Here is a 14,274-nt window from a genome sequence, read left to right on the forward strand (position 1 = left end):
GCCCAACCCGAGACCGAGAGAGAAACATGAGTACCGAAGTCCGTTCCGTGCAGCGAGCGCTGCTCATCCTTCGCGTGATGAATGAGCGCTCCACCTGGAGCCTGCAGGAGTTGCATCAGCGCACCGGCCTGGCCAAATCGACCCTGCACCGCCTGCTGAGCACGCTGGAGTCCGAGAAATACGTGCGCAGCGATCCGCACGCCTATGGGCAATACCAGCTCACGCTCGCCGTGGGCAACCTGAGCAGCGGCATCAACGAAAAGCTGCGCCTGGCCGAAGTGGCCGCGCCGCTGATGATCGCCACCACGCGCCAGATCAAGTGGCCGCTGTCCCTGGGGGTGATCGAAGGGCACCAGATCCGCGTGGTGTTCTGCACCATGCCCTACAGCCCGTACGCGATCCGGCCCTCCAGCCTGGGGCGCCGCTACGAGCTGATCCCGTCCGCGCTGGGCCGCACCTACCTGTCGTTCTGCAGCCGGGCGGAGCGCCGCATCCTGGTGGAGTCGGCCAACCTGAATGGCGACGAAAGCCAGAAGATCACCGACCTGTGGGCGATGCGCAAGATCGTGCAGCAGACGCGGCGCCAGGGCTACGCCATCCGCCACGCGCGCAGCAATGCCGAGAGCACGGCCTTCGCCGTGCCGGTGTTCGGCGGCGGGGTGTTGCGCGGCACGCTGGTGTATTCCACGTTCGCCAGCCAGATGGACGAGCGCATGCTCAAGCGTTTCCTGCCCCTGGTGCAGGCCACGGCGGACCGCATCGGGGAAGAGGCGGCCATCATGCCCGGCCAACTGGGCGAGGCGCTGAACGGCCCGCACGTCTGACCTGACGCCTTGGCGCAGGAGGGGACGGCGCGCCGCCGCTCCGTTCGCCCTCAGGGCAGTTCCGCCGAGCCCATGCGTCCCAGGATCACCCGCGTGCGGCCGGAGAGGTAGGCCGAGCCCGGCGCCTTCTCGAAGCGCTTGGGCTGCGGCAGCATCACCGCCAGCCGGGCGGCCTCGGCCGCGCTGAGCTTCGAGGCGCTCTTGCGAAAGTAGTGCTGCGCGGCGGCCTCGGCCCCGAACACGCCGTCGCCCCATTCCACGCTGTTGAGGTAGATCTCCAGGATGCGCTGCTTGCTCAGCAGCTGCTCCAGCGCCAGCGTGAGCACGAACTCCTGCCCCTTGCGCAGCAGCGTCCGTTCGCCCGACAGCAGCAGGTTCTTTGCCAGTTGCTGGGTGATGGTGGAGCCGCCGCGGATCTTGGGGTTGCGCACCGGCCGGTCGGGCTGCAGCTCCTGGCGCTTGGCGGCCTGGGCCTCGGCGCGGGCGTTGCGCTCCCAGGCCTTTTCGATCGCGTTCCAGTCCACGCCGTCGTGGTTGACGAAGCCGTCGTCCTCCGAGGCGATCACCGCGCGCTTGAGGGTGTCGGCGATCTGGCCGTAGGGCACCCACTGCTGGCGCCATTGCAGCGTGCCTTGGGCGACCTGGCCCCAGGCCTCCGAGCGCTGGAAGGCGGTGGATTCGGGGTCGATCGCCACCATGGCCGCGATGCGGCCGACGAAGAACACCTGCAGCGCCACGAAGGCCAGCAGCACCAGCCCGATCCAACGCAGCAAGCCTTTCATGGCGCGGTCTCTCCCCGGGGCGGGTCAGTGGCCGGCGGCCATGGCGGCGCGCAGCTCGGCCAGCACCTGGGCCGCGGGCGGGCGCACGCCGCGCCAAAGCGCGAACGCCTCGGCCGCCTGCTCCACCAGCATGCCCAGCCCGTCGCGCGGCACCGCGCCGTGGCGGGCGGCCCAGTCCAGGAACCCCTGCGCGGCGGGGCCGTACATCATGTCGTAGGCCAGGCTGCCGGCCCGCAGCACGTGGGCCGGCACCGGAATGCCGCCGCCGCCCAGGCTGCTGGCGGTGGCGTTGACGATCACATCGAAATCGGCCTCCAGCGCATGATCTTCTAGGGCGTTTAGCTCTGTTTTTTGTAGCAAAGCGAGATCGGCGTGCGCGTGCACCAGCGCCTGGGCGCGGGCCGCGGTGCGGTTGACCACCACGATGCGGCGCGGCCGTTCGTGCAGCAACGGTCCCAGCGCCCCGGCCGCCGCGCCGCCCGCGCCCACCAGCAGCACGTCGCTGCCTGCCAGGGGCACGCCGGCGTTGCGCACGATGTCGGCCACCAGGCCCAGGCCGTCGGTGTTGTCGGCGGCGATGCGGCCGTCGTCGCCGAAGGTGAGGGTGTTGGCCGCGCCGGCCAGCCGCACCCGCTCGCTGCCCTGGGCGGCCAGCCGTGCGGCGTCGAGCTTGAAGGGCACGGTCACGTTACAGCCGCGCCCGCCCGCCGCGGCGAAGTCGGCCAGGGCCTGCGGGAAGCCGTCCAGCGGCACCAGCCGGCGGGCATACGACAGGCGCTCGCCGGTGAGTTCGGCGAAGCGCGCATGGATCCAGGGCGAGCGGCTGTGCTCGACCGGGTTGCCCATCACGCAGTAGGAATCCACGGGCGAAGTCATCGGGGTGTCGTGCGGGAGAAAAGCGGCAAGGAAAGTACGGCGCAGGACGTACGGCGAAGGGTGGCGCGGCGTCAGCGCACGCTGGTTTCCAGGGTCTGGTCGCGCGTGAACTTGAAGCGCGAGACCACGGCGATCTGGTCGGCCTTGGCCCGCATGGCGGGGCCGAACACGCCGAACGGCCCGGCCGAGCGGGCGATGGCCTGGGCGCGGTTGTCGAGCAGGCGGTTGCCCGAGCCCTGCACGATCTCGGTCTCCAGCACCGTGCCGTCGTGGTTGACGGTCACGATCATCGTCAGCTCGCCGTAGAGCTTCTTGCCGCCCTGTTCGGGAAAGTTGTCGGTGCCCTTGTCCTCGATCTTGCGGCGCAGCCCGTCATAGTAGATCGCGTAGACCTCCTCGCGCGTGGCGGGGCTGATGTAGCGCTTCTTGGGGCGGGCGTTCTCTTCGTTGATGCGCTTTTCGATCTCGGCCAGCAGCTTGATGAGCTGGCGGCGCTTTTCCTCCTGCGCCAGCGCGTCGGCGCTCTGGCTGGGCTGGCGCGGGTCGGGCACCGGCAGGGTGGCCAGTTGCTTGCGCAGCTGGGCCAGCAGCTGGCTTTGCTGCTCCTGCATGGCGTCGAGCTTGCGCTGGGCCTCCTCGAAATCGTCGCCCACCGCCGTCAGGGCCGAGTAGGGCAGGGGGCTGGTGGCGCGGCCCTTGGCGGCCTCGCCGCCGCCGGCCAGCGACGACTGCGCGATCGCCTGGGCCTTGTCCGGCCGCTCGTTGGACTTGGCGTTGACCAGGATCACTTCCAGCGGCGTGTCCTGGAAGACGCGGTTGAAGCTCTCGGGGTCGATGAACCGCACCGACAGCAGCACCGCATGCACGGCGATGGACACGCCGAGCGCCAGCTGCAGCGTGCTGAATCGTTGGAAGAAGGCGGGCAGTTTCACGGCGCCCGATTATCCGTGCTGGCGCTGGCGCTGGCGCCGGCCTCGGTTTCGTTCACGTCCACCGCGATGGCGATGGGGCCGGCCACGGCCTCTTCGTCGTCCTCGCCCGCCTCGTCGCCCTGCGGCGCGGCCTCGGCGCTGTCGGCGGGGCTGTCCAGTCGCTCCAGCACGGTGCCGTTCACGTCGAGCGTGATCTCGTCGATCTCACCGAGCTTGACGCGCACCCGCGCGCCGCGCGGCAGGTTCTGCGCGCCCAGCACGGGCAGCACCAGCGGCAGCGTGTCGGCCCGCACGAGGAAGCTCCCCCCGGGGCCTTCCTTGAACACGGTGGCTTCGATCTCGGTGATCTCGTTCTGCTGCAGGTACTGCAGCGTCCAGAAGCGCTCCATGCCGGCCTGGTAGCCGTTGTAGGCGCTGTAGGCCGCATCGAAGCTGCTGATGACGGAGAACAGGTCCGCGTCCTTGGGCTTGAACGGCGCGGCCAGCGCGGCGGTCTTGCCGTGGCGCACGCACGCGATGATCTGCCACTGGTTCACCAGATCCACGTAGCGGCGCAGCGGCGAGGTGGCCCAGGCGTAGCTCTTGACGCCGATGCCCGCGTGCGGCAGCGCCTTGGTGCCCATGCGCACCTTCACGCCGGGCGCCAGGCTGGCCTGGCTGCGGTAGATGCCAGGCACGCCGTGGTCGGCCAGCAGGCCGCCCCAGGTGCTGTTGGCCACGATGGCGGCCTCGGCCACGATCAGGTCCAGCGGGGCGCCGCGCCGGCGCGTGGTGATCGAGACGGTCTCGCGGCCCTGCGGCTCGGCGCCGTCGTTGCCGGTGAGGCGGAAGTTGTAGTCCGGCCGGTTGAAGGTCTCGGGCTTGCCTCGCACCACCTCGCGCTGGGCCTTGAGGCTTTGGGCCAGGCGGTACAGAAACGATAGCTGCCCGCGCAGCTCCAGCAAGCGCTGGGGGGCTTCCGGGGCCTGCACCGCGGGGTCGGTCAGCCAGGCTTCGGTGACGATGTGGTCCAGCTGGTCGTGGCGCAGGTTGGCCGCCACGGGCACGCGCTCCAGCCTGGTTTCGGTACCGGTGACTTCGAGCGTGGCCTCGTCGATGGTCACGTAGAGCGACACGGCCGGGTTGGCGCGGCCTTCGTCCAGCGTGTAGATCTTCACCACCTCGTCGGGCAGCATGGTGATCTTGTAGCCGGGCATGTACACCGTGGACAGGCGGTTGCGCCCCAACTGGTCGAGCGGCGTGCCCGGCACGATGGCCAGGCCCGGCGCCGCGATGTGGATGCCCAGCACCACGGTGCCGGTGCCCAGGCCCTGCACCGACAGCGCATCGTCGATCTCGGTCGTCTGGGAATCGTCGATGGAATAGGCCTGCACGGGCGCCAGCGGCAGGTCCTCGGGCGGCTGCGGCGCGGTGATGGCCGCAAAGCCGGTGCCCTTGGGAAAGTTGTCGAACAGGAAGCGCTTCCAGTGGAACTGGTAGGCCGAGTCGATGGCGCCGGCCCGCTGCAGCAGATCGAGCGGCGGCAGGTGGGTGGCGCGGCTGGCCTCCACCACGGCCTTGTACTCGGGCGCGTTCTTGTCGGGCCGGAACAGGATCTTGTAGAGCTGCTCCCGGATGGGCTGCGGGCATTCACCCCGGCCGAGCTGCTCGGCCCAGTCGGCGATCTGCTGCAGCACGAGTTTCTTTTTCTCGATGGCGGCCAGCGCCTGCTGCAGGATCTCGGCCGGCGCCTTCTTGAAGCGGCCCTTGCCAGCGCGCCGGAAGTAGTGCGGCGCCTCGTACAGCGCGAACAGCGCGCCGGCCTGCTGGACCAGGGTGGCGTTCTCGGAGAAATAGTCCCGCGCCAGGTCGGCGAAGCCGAATTCGTCCTCGGGGGCGAACTCCCAGGCCAGGTCGAGTTCGATCGACGCGGCCACGGCCTGCGCCTGGGCGAGCATCTCGGCTGGGGCGGGTTTTTCGAACCGGATCAGCAGGTGGGCGGCCTTGACCTTCACCCGTTTGCCCGAGTCGAGCTCGATCTGGGCGGAGCTTTCGGCCTCGGAAAGGATGCGTCCGGCGAGAAATTTGCCGGCTTCTTCAAACAATGCATGCATGGGCGGGATTGTCCCATGGGCGCCCGTGGGGCCGAACGGGCGGCCCTGCCTATGATCGGCCCTTTGCCTCGGCCAACCGCCCCATGCCTTTGTTCAACGCTTTCGCCGCCGCGCTGGCCACCGTGGCCGTGGCGCTGCCGTTCCTGTTCGCGCACACCCAGGCGCCGCTGTCCAATTTCTGGCCGCTGATGGTGTCGGGCGCGTGCGCCCTTGTGCTGGCGGCCCTGGCGATCGGCGTGGCCCGGGTGCCGCCGGCCCGGGGCGGGCTGCGCCGCGGGGCCGCCTGGGTGTTGGCGGGCGGGCTGGTGCTGGCCGCGGTGCTGGCCTCCGGGGTGGGGCTGGTGCAGTTCTTCTGGGGCGACGTGGGCGCGGCGCCGTGGATCTACCCCTCCACGCCGGGGCTGGCGCTGGGCAATCTGCGCCAGCGCAACCAGCAGGCCTCGCTGCTGGGCATGGGGGCCTGGGCCCTGGCCTGGATGGTGGGCCGCCTGCAGGCGGCGCTGCCCGGCACCCGCCAGCCGTGGCAGCCCGTGGCCGCGGGTGTGCTGGCCGCCTGGGCGCTGATGCTCATCAGCACGGCGGATGCGGCCACCGCCTCGCGCACCGGCATCCTCGAATGGGGCGTGATGCTCGGGCTGCTGGTGCTCTGGCGCCGTTCCCTGGGCGGCCTGCCCCTGGCCTTCGCCGCCACGGGGGGGCTGCTGTACGCGCTGGCGGCCTGGGCGCTGCCCTGGATGCTGGAGCGCTGGGCGGGCGTGTCGATGGACGGGCTGTTCCAGCGGCTCGCGGACGAGGGCCAAGGCTGCGTCAGCCGCACCGTGCTGTGGTCCAACATGCTCCACCTGATCGCGCAAAAGCCCTGGACCGGCTGGGGCTGGGGCGAGATGGCCTATGCCCACTACAGCACGCTGTTCCCGGGCGAGCGCTTTTGCGTGCTGCTGGACAACGCCCACAACCTGCCGCTGCACCTGGCCGTCGAGTTGGGCCTGCCCGTGGCGGGCGGGCTGTGCCTGCTGGCGCTCTGGGGCGTGTGGCGCCTGGCCCCCTGGCGCGAGACCGATCCGGTGCGGCAGCTGGCCTGGGGCGTGCTGGCCATCGTGGGCGTGCACAGTCTGCTGGAGTTTCCGCTGTGGTACGGCCCGTTCCAGCTGGCCACGGGGTTCGCGTTGCTGCTGCTCGTGCGCCCGGCGCGGCCCTGGCGGCCCGGGCCGGCCTGGATCGCCGCCGCCGCGCTGGCCGGGGGTGCTGCGTTGGCCTTCGGGGGGCTGCTGGTGCGCGACTACGAACGGGTCAGCCAGCTCTACCGCGCCGTGCCCGACCGCGACCCGGCCTACCGCGAAGACACTGCCCGCAAAGTGCTGGGCGATATCGCCTTCTTCCGCGGCACGGCCGATTTCGCCACCGTCACGACGACGCCCGTGACCGCGCAGAACGCGGCCGACGTCCACACCCGGGCCACGCGGCTGCTGCACTACTCGCCCGAGCCCCGTGTCATCGAGGCGGTGCTGGCCAGTGCGGCATGGCTCTGGCGCACGGACGAGGTGGATTTCCACACGGTGCGCTACCGCATCGCCTATCCGCAGGAGTACGCGCGCTGGGCGGCCAGCCACCCGGCCGCCGCGGCCTCCGCTCCGCTGCCTTGATGTCCTGACCGCCCCTCAGGCCAGGCCGCAGAACCGCGCCACCGTGCCGATGTGCGCGGGAAAGTCGCTCAAGGCATGGTCGCCGCCCTCCAGCAGGACCACCTGCGCGGCGGCATAGCGGCCCGCCATCTCGCGCCAGTCCAGCAACTCGTCGCCCTTGGCGATGACGGCCAGTTCCGGGCCGGCCGGGGGGCGGCCCCGCATGTCCAGCGCGCGCAGCTCGGCGATGTATTCGGGGCGGAAGAAAAAGCGCTCGGCCGGGTCGTGCCATGCGGTCTGCTCGCCGATGTAGCGTTGCAGGTCGCGCGCCGGGTCCACGGCGGGGTTCAGCAGCACGCTCGGGCAGCGGGCCTGCTGCGCCACCCAGCTCGCGTAGAACCCGCCGAGCGAGGAGCCCACCACCGCCATCGTCCCCTGCGGCCAGTCCGCGATGCCCTGCGCCACGAGGCCCATGGCCGCCCGGGGCGAGGGCGGCAACTGCGGGCACCAGAAATGCACGCCCGGATGGTGGGCGGCCACGTGCGCCGCCATCTGCCGGGCCTTGGCCGACTGGGGCGAGGAGCGAAAGCCGTGCAGGTAGAGCAGGTGGGTGGTGGGCATGGTGGGAGGCGCGGCGGCGTGGAGCGATGCAGGCAATGGTGCGGCAGTGCCGGGGGCCTTCGATTGTGCCGGGACGGCGGCGCCTTCGGCCGGCCGGATAATCGCGCCCCATGTCCGCCGTCTTCGACAAACCCTCCCTGCTGCAGCGCGTCCTGCCTCTGTTCCGTGGCTTCGACTGGCTGCTCATCCTGGTGCTGTTGATGCTGGCATCGACCGGGCTGGTGGCCATGTATTCCTCGGGCTACGACCACGGCACGCGCTTTTACGACCATGGCCGCAACATGCTGCTGGCCGCCGGCATCCTGTTCGTGGTGGCGCAGGTGCCGCCCCAGCGGCTGATGGCGATGGCCGTGCCGCTGTACACGGTGGGGGTGGCGCTGCTGGTGGCGGTGGCGCTGTTCGGCATCACCAAGAAGGGCGCGCAGCGCTGGATCAACCTGGGGTTGGTCATCCAGCCCAGCGAACTGCTCAAGATCGCCATGCCGCTCATGCTGGCCTGGTGGTTCCAGCGGCGCGAGGGCCAGTTGCGGCCGCTGGACTTCGTGGTGGCCGGCGCGCTGCTGGCGGTGCCGGTGGGGCTCATCATGAAGCAGCCCGACCTGGGCACCTCACTGCTGGTGCTGGCGGCCGGGCTGTCGGTGATCTTCTTCGCCGGCCTGCCCTGGAAGCTGGTGCTGCCGCCCGTGCTGATCGGGGGCATCGGCATCGCCCTCATCGTGTGGTTCGAGCCCCAGCTGTGCGCCGACGGGGTGCGCTGGCCCGTGCTGCACGACTACCAGCAGCAGCGCATCTGCACCCTGCTGGACCCCACGCGCGATCCGCTGGGCAAGGGCTTTCACATCATCCAGGGCATGATCGCCATCGGCTCGGGGGGCTTTTGGGGCAAGGGCTTCATGGCCGGCACGCAGACCCACCTGGAGTTCATTCCCGAGCGCACGACCGACTTCATCTTCGCCGCGTTCTCCGAGGAGTTCGGGCTGGCCGGCAACCTGTTCCTGATCGTGTGCTTCCTGATGCTGGTGTGGCGGGGCCTGGCCATCGCGGTCGGGGCCACCACGCTGTTCTCGCGCCTGATGGCCGGGGCGGTGTCGATGATCTTCTTCACCTACGCCTTCGTGAACATGGGCATGGTGAGCGGCATCCTGCCCGTGGTGGGCGTGCCGCTGCCCTTCGTGAGCTACGGCGGCACCGCCATGGTCACGCTGGGGCTGGCGCTGGGCGTGCTGATGTCCATCGCGCGGGCACAGCGCATTCCGCTGAACGAGCGCACATGAAAAAGCCGGCCAGGCGGCCGGCTTCGAGAGGGGCCGGGCGGCTCAGGCCTGCAGCGGCTCGTGCGCGGTCTCGCGGGCGACCAGCAGGGCCACCAGCGTGAGGCCCAGCGCGGCCGTCACGTAGAGCGACACCGCCACCGTCGATCCGTACGACTTGAACAGCGAGGCGATGATGAGCGGCGCGAAGCCGCCACCCAGGATGCCCGCCAGCGTGTAGGCCAGCGAGGCGCCGGCATAGCGCACCCGGTTGGGAAACTGCTCGGTCACGAAGGCGGCCTGCGGGCCGTACATCATGGCGTGGATCAGCAGACCGCCGACCACCGCCGCGCAGATGGCGAGCGGCTGCGCCCGGTCCATCAGCACGAAGAACACGAAGGCCCAGGCGATGCCCAGCAGCGCGCCGGCGATGTAAACCGGGCGCCGGCCGATGCGGTCCGACAGCGCGCCGAACCATGGCACGGCGAGGGCGTTGCACGCCGCGCCGATCATGGTGGCGGTGAGCGCCAGCGGGCGCGACAGGTGCAGCACCGTGGTCACATAGGTCAGGGTGAACACCACGACCAGCGCGTACAGCACATCCGAGCCGATGCGCGAGCCGCCGGCCACCAGCAGGCGCCGCCAGTGCTGCGAGAACACCTCCTTGATGGGCGTCTTGGCCGTGGCCTGGTGGGCCTCCATTTCGCGGAACACCGGCGTCTCGTCCACGCCGCGGCGCAGCCACAGGCCGAACAGCACCAGCGCCACGCTGGAGACGAAGGGAATGCGCCAGCCCCAGGCCTGGAAGTCTTCGGGGCTCAGCCAGGCCGAGACCAGGGCGATGAAGCCGGTGCCGATCAGCGTGCCGCACGACGGGCCGACCTGCGTGAACGAGGCGTTGCGCCCGCGCTCGGTGGGCTTGCCGTGCTCCATCGACAGCAGCACCGCGCCGGCCCATTCGCCGCCGAGCGCCACGCCCTGCACGAAGCGCAGCGCCACCAGGGCGATGGGCGCCCAGATGCCCCAGGTGCCGTACGTGGGCAGCAGCCCCATCAGCCCGGTCGAGACGCCCATGATCACCAGCGTGGCCACCAGCACGAAGCGCCGGCCCAGCCGGTCGCCCAGGTGGCCGAACACCATGCCGCCCAGCGGCCGGGAGATGTAGCCCACGGCATAGGTGGAGAACGCGAGGATGGTGCCGGTGAGCGGGTCGAAGGACGGAAAGAAGATGGCGTTGAAGACCAGCGCCGCCATGATGTTGTAGACCGTGAAGTCGTACCACTCGAGCGTGGTGCCGACCGAGCTGGCCATGGCAAGTCGGCCCATCTTGGGGGCGGCGGGGGGAGCGTGGGCGACGCCCTGGGGAACTGCACGCATTGGGGGGATCTCCGGTGAAAGGCGATGAAGGAAAAATCGGGGGCGCAGGGGCCGGGAATGGCAGATGGGATCAGCCCAGGTCGGCCCGCGTGAGCTTCCAGCCCAGTGCGTACTGGGCCGCCGCGGCCGCATCGGCCTGCAGCAGCGCGGCGGCACGGGCCAGGGCTTCGCGGTGCGCCTCGGCGTGGCCGGTTTCCACCACCATGAGCGGCTGCAGCACGCGGCCCTCGGTGCGCTCCGTGGGCAGGGGCGTGCTCAGCACCGGGTCCGGCACCAGCAGGTACGACTGCACGAAGCCGGGCACCTGCGCGAGCTGGGTGCCGGCCTGCACGGCGCGCGCCACCAGTGCGGCGCGATCATCGGCCGGCGGCAGGGCCAGCACGCTCAGGTGGCTGCCGGAGCCGAACCCGGTGACGGCCTCCACCGCGCACACGCGGCGCATCGGGTCCCGCATGCGGCCCAGGTTGGTGACCGACCACGGCGTCTGCCGGCCGAACGCGGCGCGGTACGCATCGGACGTGAAGGCCGCGAGCGACTGCGTGCGGTACAGGCCCAGGTACTTGCGGCCGCCCTGCCGAGAAACGTAGCGGGCGCCGGAGAGAAAACCGTCGATGCGCACGCGCTCTTCGACATGCTCGCGGTCATACCATTGGTTGAAGTCGGCCTCGTCGGCGGCATCGACATCGGCGGCCACGAAAAGCATGCCGTGCACGGTGCCGGGGGCGGCGGAGGGAAGGTTCTGGGAAGCCATGGGCACTTGCGATTCCTTGCAAAAAGACCAGGGAATCATCGGCCGCGCATCGGCGTGCCACAAACGGGTTTTTTTGCCCTGCGGCCATCAGAATTACTTGTCGGGTCGGATGCTTTTACTGCACCAAATCAGGGTTCACCCTCTGTGCCCGGCGTCCGGAATGGTGCGGACAGCGAGGCAGCGAAGCGCTCGGATTCGCTGCACGCCAGCTCGGCCGCGCGGCGGATGGCGGCCGAGCCGCTGGCGTCCAGATGGCTCACCACGATGCGCTGGGGCGGCAGGGGCGTATCGCACGCGATCACGCGCAGGTCGCCGCGCTCGATCTCCTCGCGCACGGGTGGCAGCGGGATCAGCGCGTTGCCGAACCCCGACTGCACCAGCCTCACGATCGCCGCCATCGAACTCACGCAATGCACCTTGCCCACGGGCATGCTGGCCTGCCGGTACAGCTGCTTGAGCGCCTGGTGGGGCTGTGACCCCGGGCTCATGGTCAGCACCGGCTGCAGCAGCAGGTGGGCGATGCGTCCATCGTCGGGCTGGGGCGCGGAGGCGCCGGCGCCCACCCAGCCCATGGCCATCGGCGGGCAGGCCATGTTGACGATCTCGGCGCTGGCCATGGGGTCGGTCTGCAGCGCGATGTCGATCGCGCCGATCTGCAGGCGCTCGTGCAGGGCGAGGGTGGTTTCCGAGGTCAGCTGCACTTCGATGCCCGGGTGCAGGCGCTGCAGCGTGCCCAGGAAGTCCACCAGCCAGGTGTGCACCACGCTCTCGATCGCGCCGATGCGCACCAGGCCCAGAAGCTCCTGCTGCGGGTGCCCGAGCGCGATCATCTCGCGCTGCAGCTCCAGCATGCGCTCGCCATAGTCCAGCAGCCGCAGGCCCACGGGCGTGAGCCGCAGGTCGCGCGGGTCGCGCTCGAACACGCGGGCGCCGATCTCTTCCTCCAGCGAGGCGATGCGGTTGGAGATGGCCGCCTGCGTCACGTGCAGCCGCTCGGCCGCGGCGCGGAAGCTCCCGAGCCGCGCGATCCAGAGAAAGGCTTCGACGAAGCGGGTGTTCATCGTGCGCAGGGCCCTGGCCGCAAGCGTTTCAGCCCGCGCGCAGGCAGGCTTCGATGGCGCGGCCCACCTGCAGCACGCGCGCATCGGCGGCGTGCACGCCGCCTACGGACAGGCCCACGGGCAGTTCGCCGGGCGCCTGGCATGGAAGGGAGAGCGCGCAGCCATCCAGGAAATTGAGCACCGTCGTGTTGCGCAGCACCAGCCCGTTGATGGCGAAGAACCGGGCATCGTCGCCGGTGAGGTCCGCCAGGCGCGGCGCGCGCACGGCCACGGTGGGCATCAGCCAGGCGTCGAGGTCGCGCAGGCGCTCGCGGGCGGTGGTTTGCAGGCGCAGCCGCGCGTCCTGCAGATCGATGTAGTCGGCCGCGGAAATCGCGGCGCCGCGGCGGGTGCGCTGGGCGACGCGGTGGTCGTACTGCGCCTCTTGGGCCGGGTCTTCCAGCCGCGCGCGATGCACCTGCCAGGCCTCGGCGGCGATCAGCCCGCCCGCGGCGTTGAGCGAGGGCAGCTGGTGCAGTTCGGTGAAGCCGAAGCGCACGATGCGTGCGCCGGCGGCGGACAGGCGCTGGAGCGCGCCGTCGAAGGCGGCCGCCACCTCGGGCTCGACGCCGTCCATGACGAAGTCGTCCGTCACACCCAGGCGCAGCCCGGCCAGCGGTGCGGCGCGGGTGTCCAGCGCCTCGCCGCTCAGGATGGCATCGACGACGGCGCAGCAGTCCACGCTGCGGGCCAGCGGGCCGGCCGAGTCCAGGCTGCGCGACAGCGGATAGGCCCCGGCCAGCGGCACCCGCCGGGCGGTGGGCTTGAAGCCTGTGAGCCCGCAGAACGCGGACGGAATGCGGATCGAGCCGCCCGTGTCGGTGCCCAGCGCCACGGTGGCCAGATCGAGCGCCACGGTGGCGGCGCCGCCGGAGGTGGAGCCCCCGGTGATGCGGCTCGGGTCGTGCGGGTTGGCCGGCGTGCCGTAGTGGGGGTTGAGTCCCAGACCCGAGAAGGCGAACTCGCTCAGGTTGGTGCGACCGAGCAGCACTGCGCCCGCGGCGCGCAGGCGGGCCACCGCGACGGCGTCGGCCTGGGCGGGCGCCCCGGCCATCACGGCCGATCCGGCACGGGTCACCTGGCCCTGCACGTCGAACAGGTCCTTGATCGAGACGGGCAGGCCCGCCAGCGGCGAGGGCACGTGCCCGCCCGCGCGGGCGGCGTCGCTGGCGCGGGCCGCCTGCAGCGCGGCCTCGGCTTCGACCTCGCCCACATAGGCGTGCCCGCCCGCCGCGCGGTGCGTGGCGATGCGCGCGAGCGCCGCCTCGACCAGCGCCACGCTGGTGGTGTCGCCCCGGGCCAGGGCCTCGGCCTGTTCGCGGACGGTGGGGTGGCGGGTGGTGGCGAGGGCATTCATCGGGCGATCTCCAGGGCTTGGGTGGCGTAGTGGTGGTGCAGGCTGCGGTTCAGAACGGGGTCGTGCAATTCCAGCTCGAAGGCCTCGCCCCAGCCGAGTTCGCCGATCACCGCATGGGTGCCGCAGAACATGGCCGTGTGGGCGGGCAGGCCGCCTGCCGCATTCCATTTTTGCATCAGCTCGGCGGGGTGCAGCAGGCGGGCCAGGGCGCCTTCCTGGTACAGGGCGCGCACGCCGTCGCGGGTGCGCCAGCAGCGGGTGACCAGCTGGTCCCAGTGGCCCTGCACCTCCGACAGCTTCCATAGGGTGCGGCCCACGGGCTTGGCGCACATCTGCTTGGACACCGTGACGTCGTAGGCCTCGACGGTGCGGTCCGTGTGGTCCGAGCCGATGCCCACGAGCACGCCGTGCGCCTCGCTCGCCAGCAGAACGCATTCCACTTCGCCGCTGGAGTCATGGCCCGGAACCTGCACCGTGCTGCCCGTGTCGAGCAGCTGGCTGGCCACGCGGTAGAAGGTGGGTACCGTGGAGGGCGGCTTGACGCCGATCGCGGCCAGTTCGGCGATGTGGTGGTCCACCGCCGCGCGATCGCGGCCGGCCCAGCCGGCGATGACGAGGTGGCGGATGTCCAGGGTGACCGGCCCGTGGCCGGCGAGATCGAAGGTGTGCTGGGGCATGGTGGGGCAACG

At 70.9% G+C, this 14,274-nt stretch carries 13 protein-coding genes; 3 read left to right on the forward strand and 10 right to left on the reverse strand.

Going from position 1 to position 14,274, the window contains the following annotated elements; translation table 11 throughout:
- Positions 1-26 precede the first annotated feature (26 nt).
- Positions 27-824 carry an IclR family transcriptional regulator domain-containing protein gene (locus AVAK2825_RS00435; RefSeq protein ID WP_272567234.1) on the forward strand — a complete coding sequence of 266 codons (798 nt, stop codon included), beginning with the start codon at positions 27-29 and terminating at the stop codon, positions 822-824.
- Positions 825-874: 50 nt separating this feature from the next.
- Here AVAK2825_RS00435 and mtgA read toward each other — a convergent pair whose 3' ends face one another.
- From mtgA to AVAK2825_RS00455, 4 genes are all read right to left on the reverse strand, one after another.
- Positions 875-1,606: a monofunctional biosynthetic peptidoglycan transglycosylase gene (mtgA, locus tag AVAK2825_RS00440; protein ID WP_284393067.1), complete on the reverse strand. Its 732-nt coding sequence runs from the start codon at positions 1,604-1,606 to the stop codon at positions 875-877.
- A gap of 24 nt (positions 1,607-1,630) precedes the next feature.
- Positions 1,631-2,482 (reverse strand): shikimate dehydrogenase, encoded by an 852-nt coding sequence (gene aroE, locus AVAK2825_RS00445; protein WP_284393068.1) that lies wholly within the window; start codon positions 2,480-2,482, stop codon positions 1,631-1,633.
- A 71-nt stretch (positions 2,483-2,553) separates the two neighbouring features.
- Positions 2,554-3,414: an energy transducer TonB gene (locus tag AVAK2825_RS00450; protein ID WP_284393069.1), complete on the reverse strand. Its 861-nt coding sequence runs from the start codon at positions 3,412-3,414 to the stop codon at positions 2,554-2,556.
- On the reverse strand, positions 3,411-5,507 hold the full coding sequence (locus AVAK2825_RS00455; protein ID WP_284393070.1) for a ribonuclease catalytic domain-containing protein: 2,097 nt from the start codon (positions 5,505-5,507) through the stop codon (positions 3,411-3,413). The genes AVAK2825_RS00450 and AVAK2825_RS00455 overlap by 4 nt, the downstream gene beginning before the upstream one ends.
- A gap of 83 nt (positions 5,508-5,590) precedes the next feature.
- Between AVAK2825_RS00455 and AVAK2825_RS00460 the strand changes: the two genes are divergently transcribed.
- Positions 5,591-7,150 carry a PglL family O-oligosaccharyltransferase gene (locus tag AVAK2825_RS00460; protein WP_284393071.1) on the forward strand — a complete coding sequence of 520 codons (1,560 nt, stop codon included), beginning with the start codon at positions 5,591-5,593 and terminating at the stop codon, positions 7,148-7,150.
- Positions 7,151-7,165: 15 nt separating this feature from the next.
- On the opposite strand, the gene AVAK2825_RS00465 is transcribed toward AVAK2825_RS00460, so the two are convergent.
- Positions 7,166-7,750 carry a YqiA/YcfP family alpha/beta fold hydrolase gene (locus AVAK2825_RS00465; protein WP_284393072.1) on the reverse strand — a complete coding sequence of 195 codons (585 nt, stop codon included), beginning with the start codon at positions 7,748-7,750 and terminating at the stop codon, positions 7,166-7,168.
- A gap of 110 nt (positions 7,751-7,860) precedes the next feature.
- On the opposite strand from AVAK2825_RS00465, the gene rodA reads away from it, so the two are divergent.
- Positions 7,861-9,024 (forward strand): rod shape-determining protein RodA, encoded by a 1,164-nt coding sequence (rodA, locus tag AVAK2825_RS00470; protein ID WP_272567244.1) that lies wholly within the window; start codon positions 7,861-7,863, stop codon positions 9,022-9,024.
- 42 nt (positions 9,025-9,066) lie between these two features.
- Here rodA and AVAK2825_RS00475 read toward each other — a convergent pair whose 3' ends face one another.
- The 5 genes from AVAK2825_RS00475 to AVAK2825_RS00495 all read right to left on the reverse strand — a co-directional run bounded on the left by AVAK2825_RS00475 (position 9,067) and on the right by AVAK2825_RS00495 (position 14,262).
- Positions 9,067-10,377, reverse strand: a complete 1,311-nt coding sequence (locus AVAK2825_RS00475; protein ID WP_284393073.1) for an MFS transporter — start codon at positions 10,375-10,377, stop codon at positions 9,067-9,069.
- A gap of 70 nt (positions 10,378-10,447) precedes the next feature.
- Positions 10,448-11,128 (reverse strand): DUF4286 family protein, encoded by a 681-nt coding sequence (locus tag AVAK2825_RS00480; protein ID WP_284393074.1) that lies wholly within the window; start codon positions 11,126-11,128, stop codon positions 10,448-10,450.
- A gap of 128 nt (positions 11,129-11,256) precedes the next feature.
- On the reverse strand, positions 11,257-12,189 hold the full coding sequence (locus tag AVAK2825_RS00485; RefSeq protein WP_284393075.1) for a LysR family transcriptional regulator: 933 nt from the start codon (positions 12,187-12,189) through the stop codon (positions 11,257-11,259).
- A gap of 28 nt (positions 12,190-12,217) precedes the next feature.
- Positions 12,218-13,585, reverse strand: a complete 1,368-nt coding sequence (locus AVAK2825_RS00490) for an amidase (protein WP_284393076.1) — start codon at positions 13,583-13,585, stop codon at positions 12,218-12,220.
- Positions 13,582-14,262: a DUF2848 domain-containing protein gene (locus AVAK2825_RS00495; protein WP_284393077.1), complete on the reverse strand. Its 681-nt coding sequence runs from the start codon at positions 14,260-14,262 to the stop codon at positions 13,582-13,584. The genes AVAK2825_RS00490 and AVAK2825_RS00495 overlap by 4 nt, the downstream gene beginning before the upstream one ends.
- Positions 14,263-14,274: the final 12 nt, after the last annotated feature.

Origin of the sequence: Acidovorax sp. SUPP2825 (assembly GCF_030158995.1) — a bacterium.
GTDB lineage: Bacteria > Pseudomonadota > Gammaproteobacteria > Burkholderiales > Burkholderiaceae_C > Paracidovorax.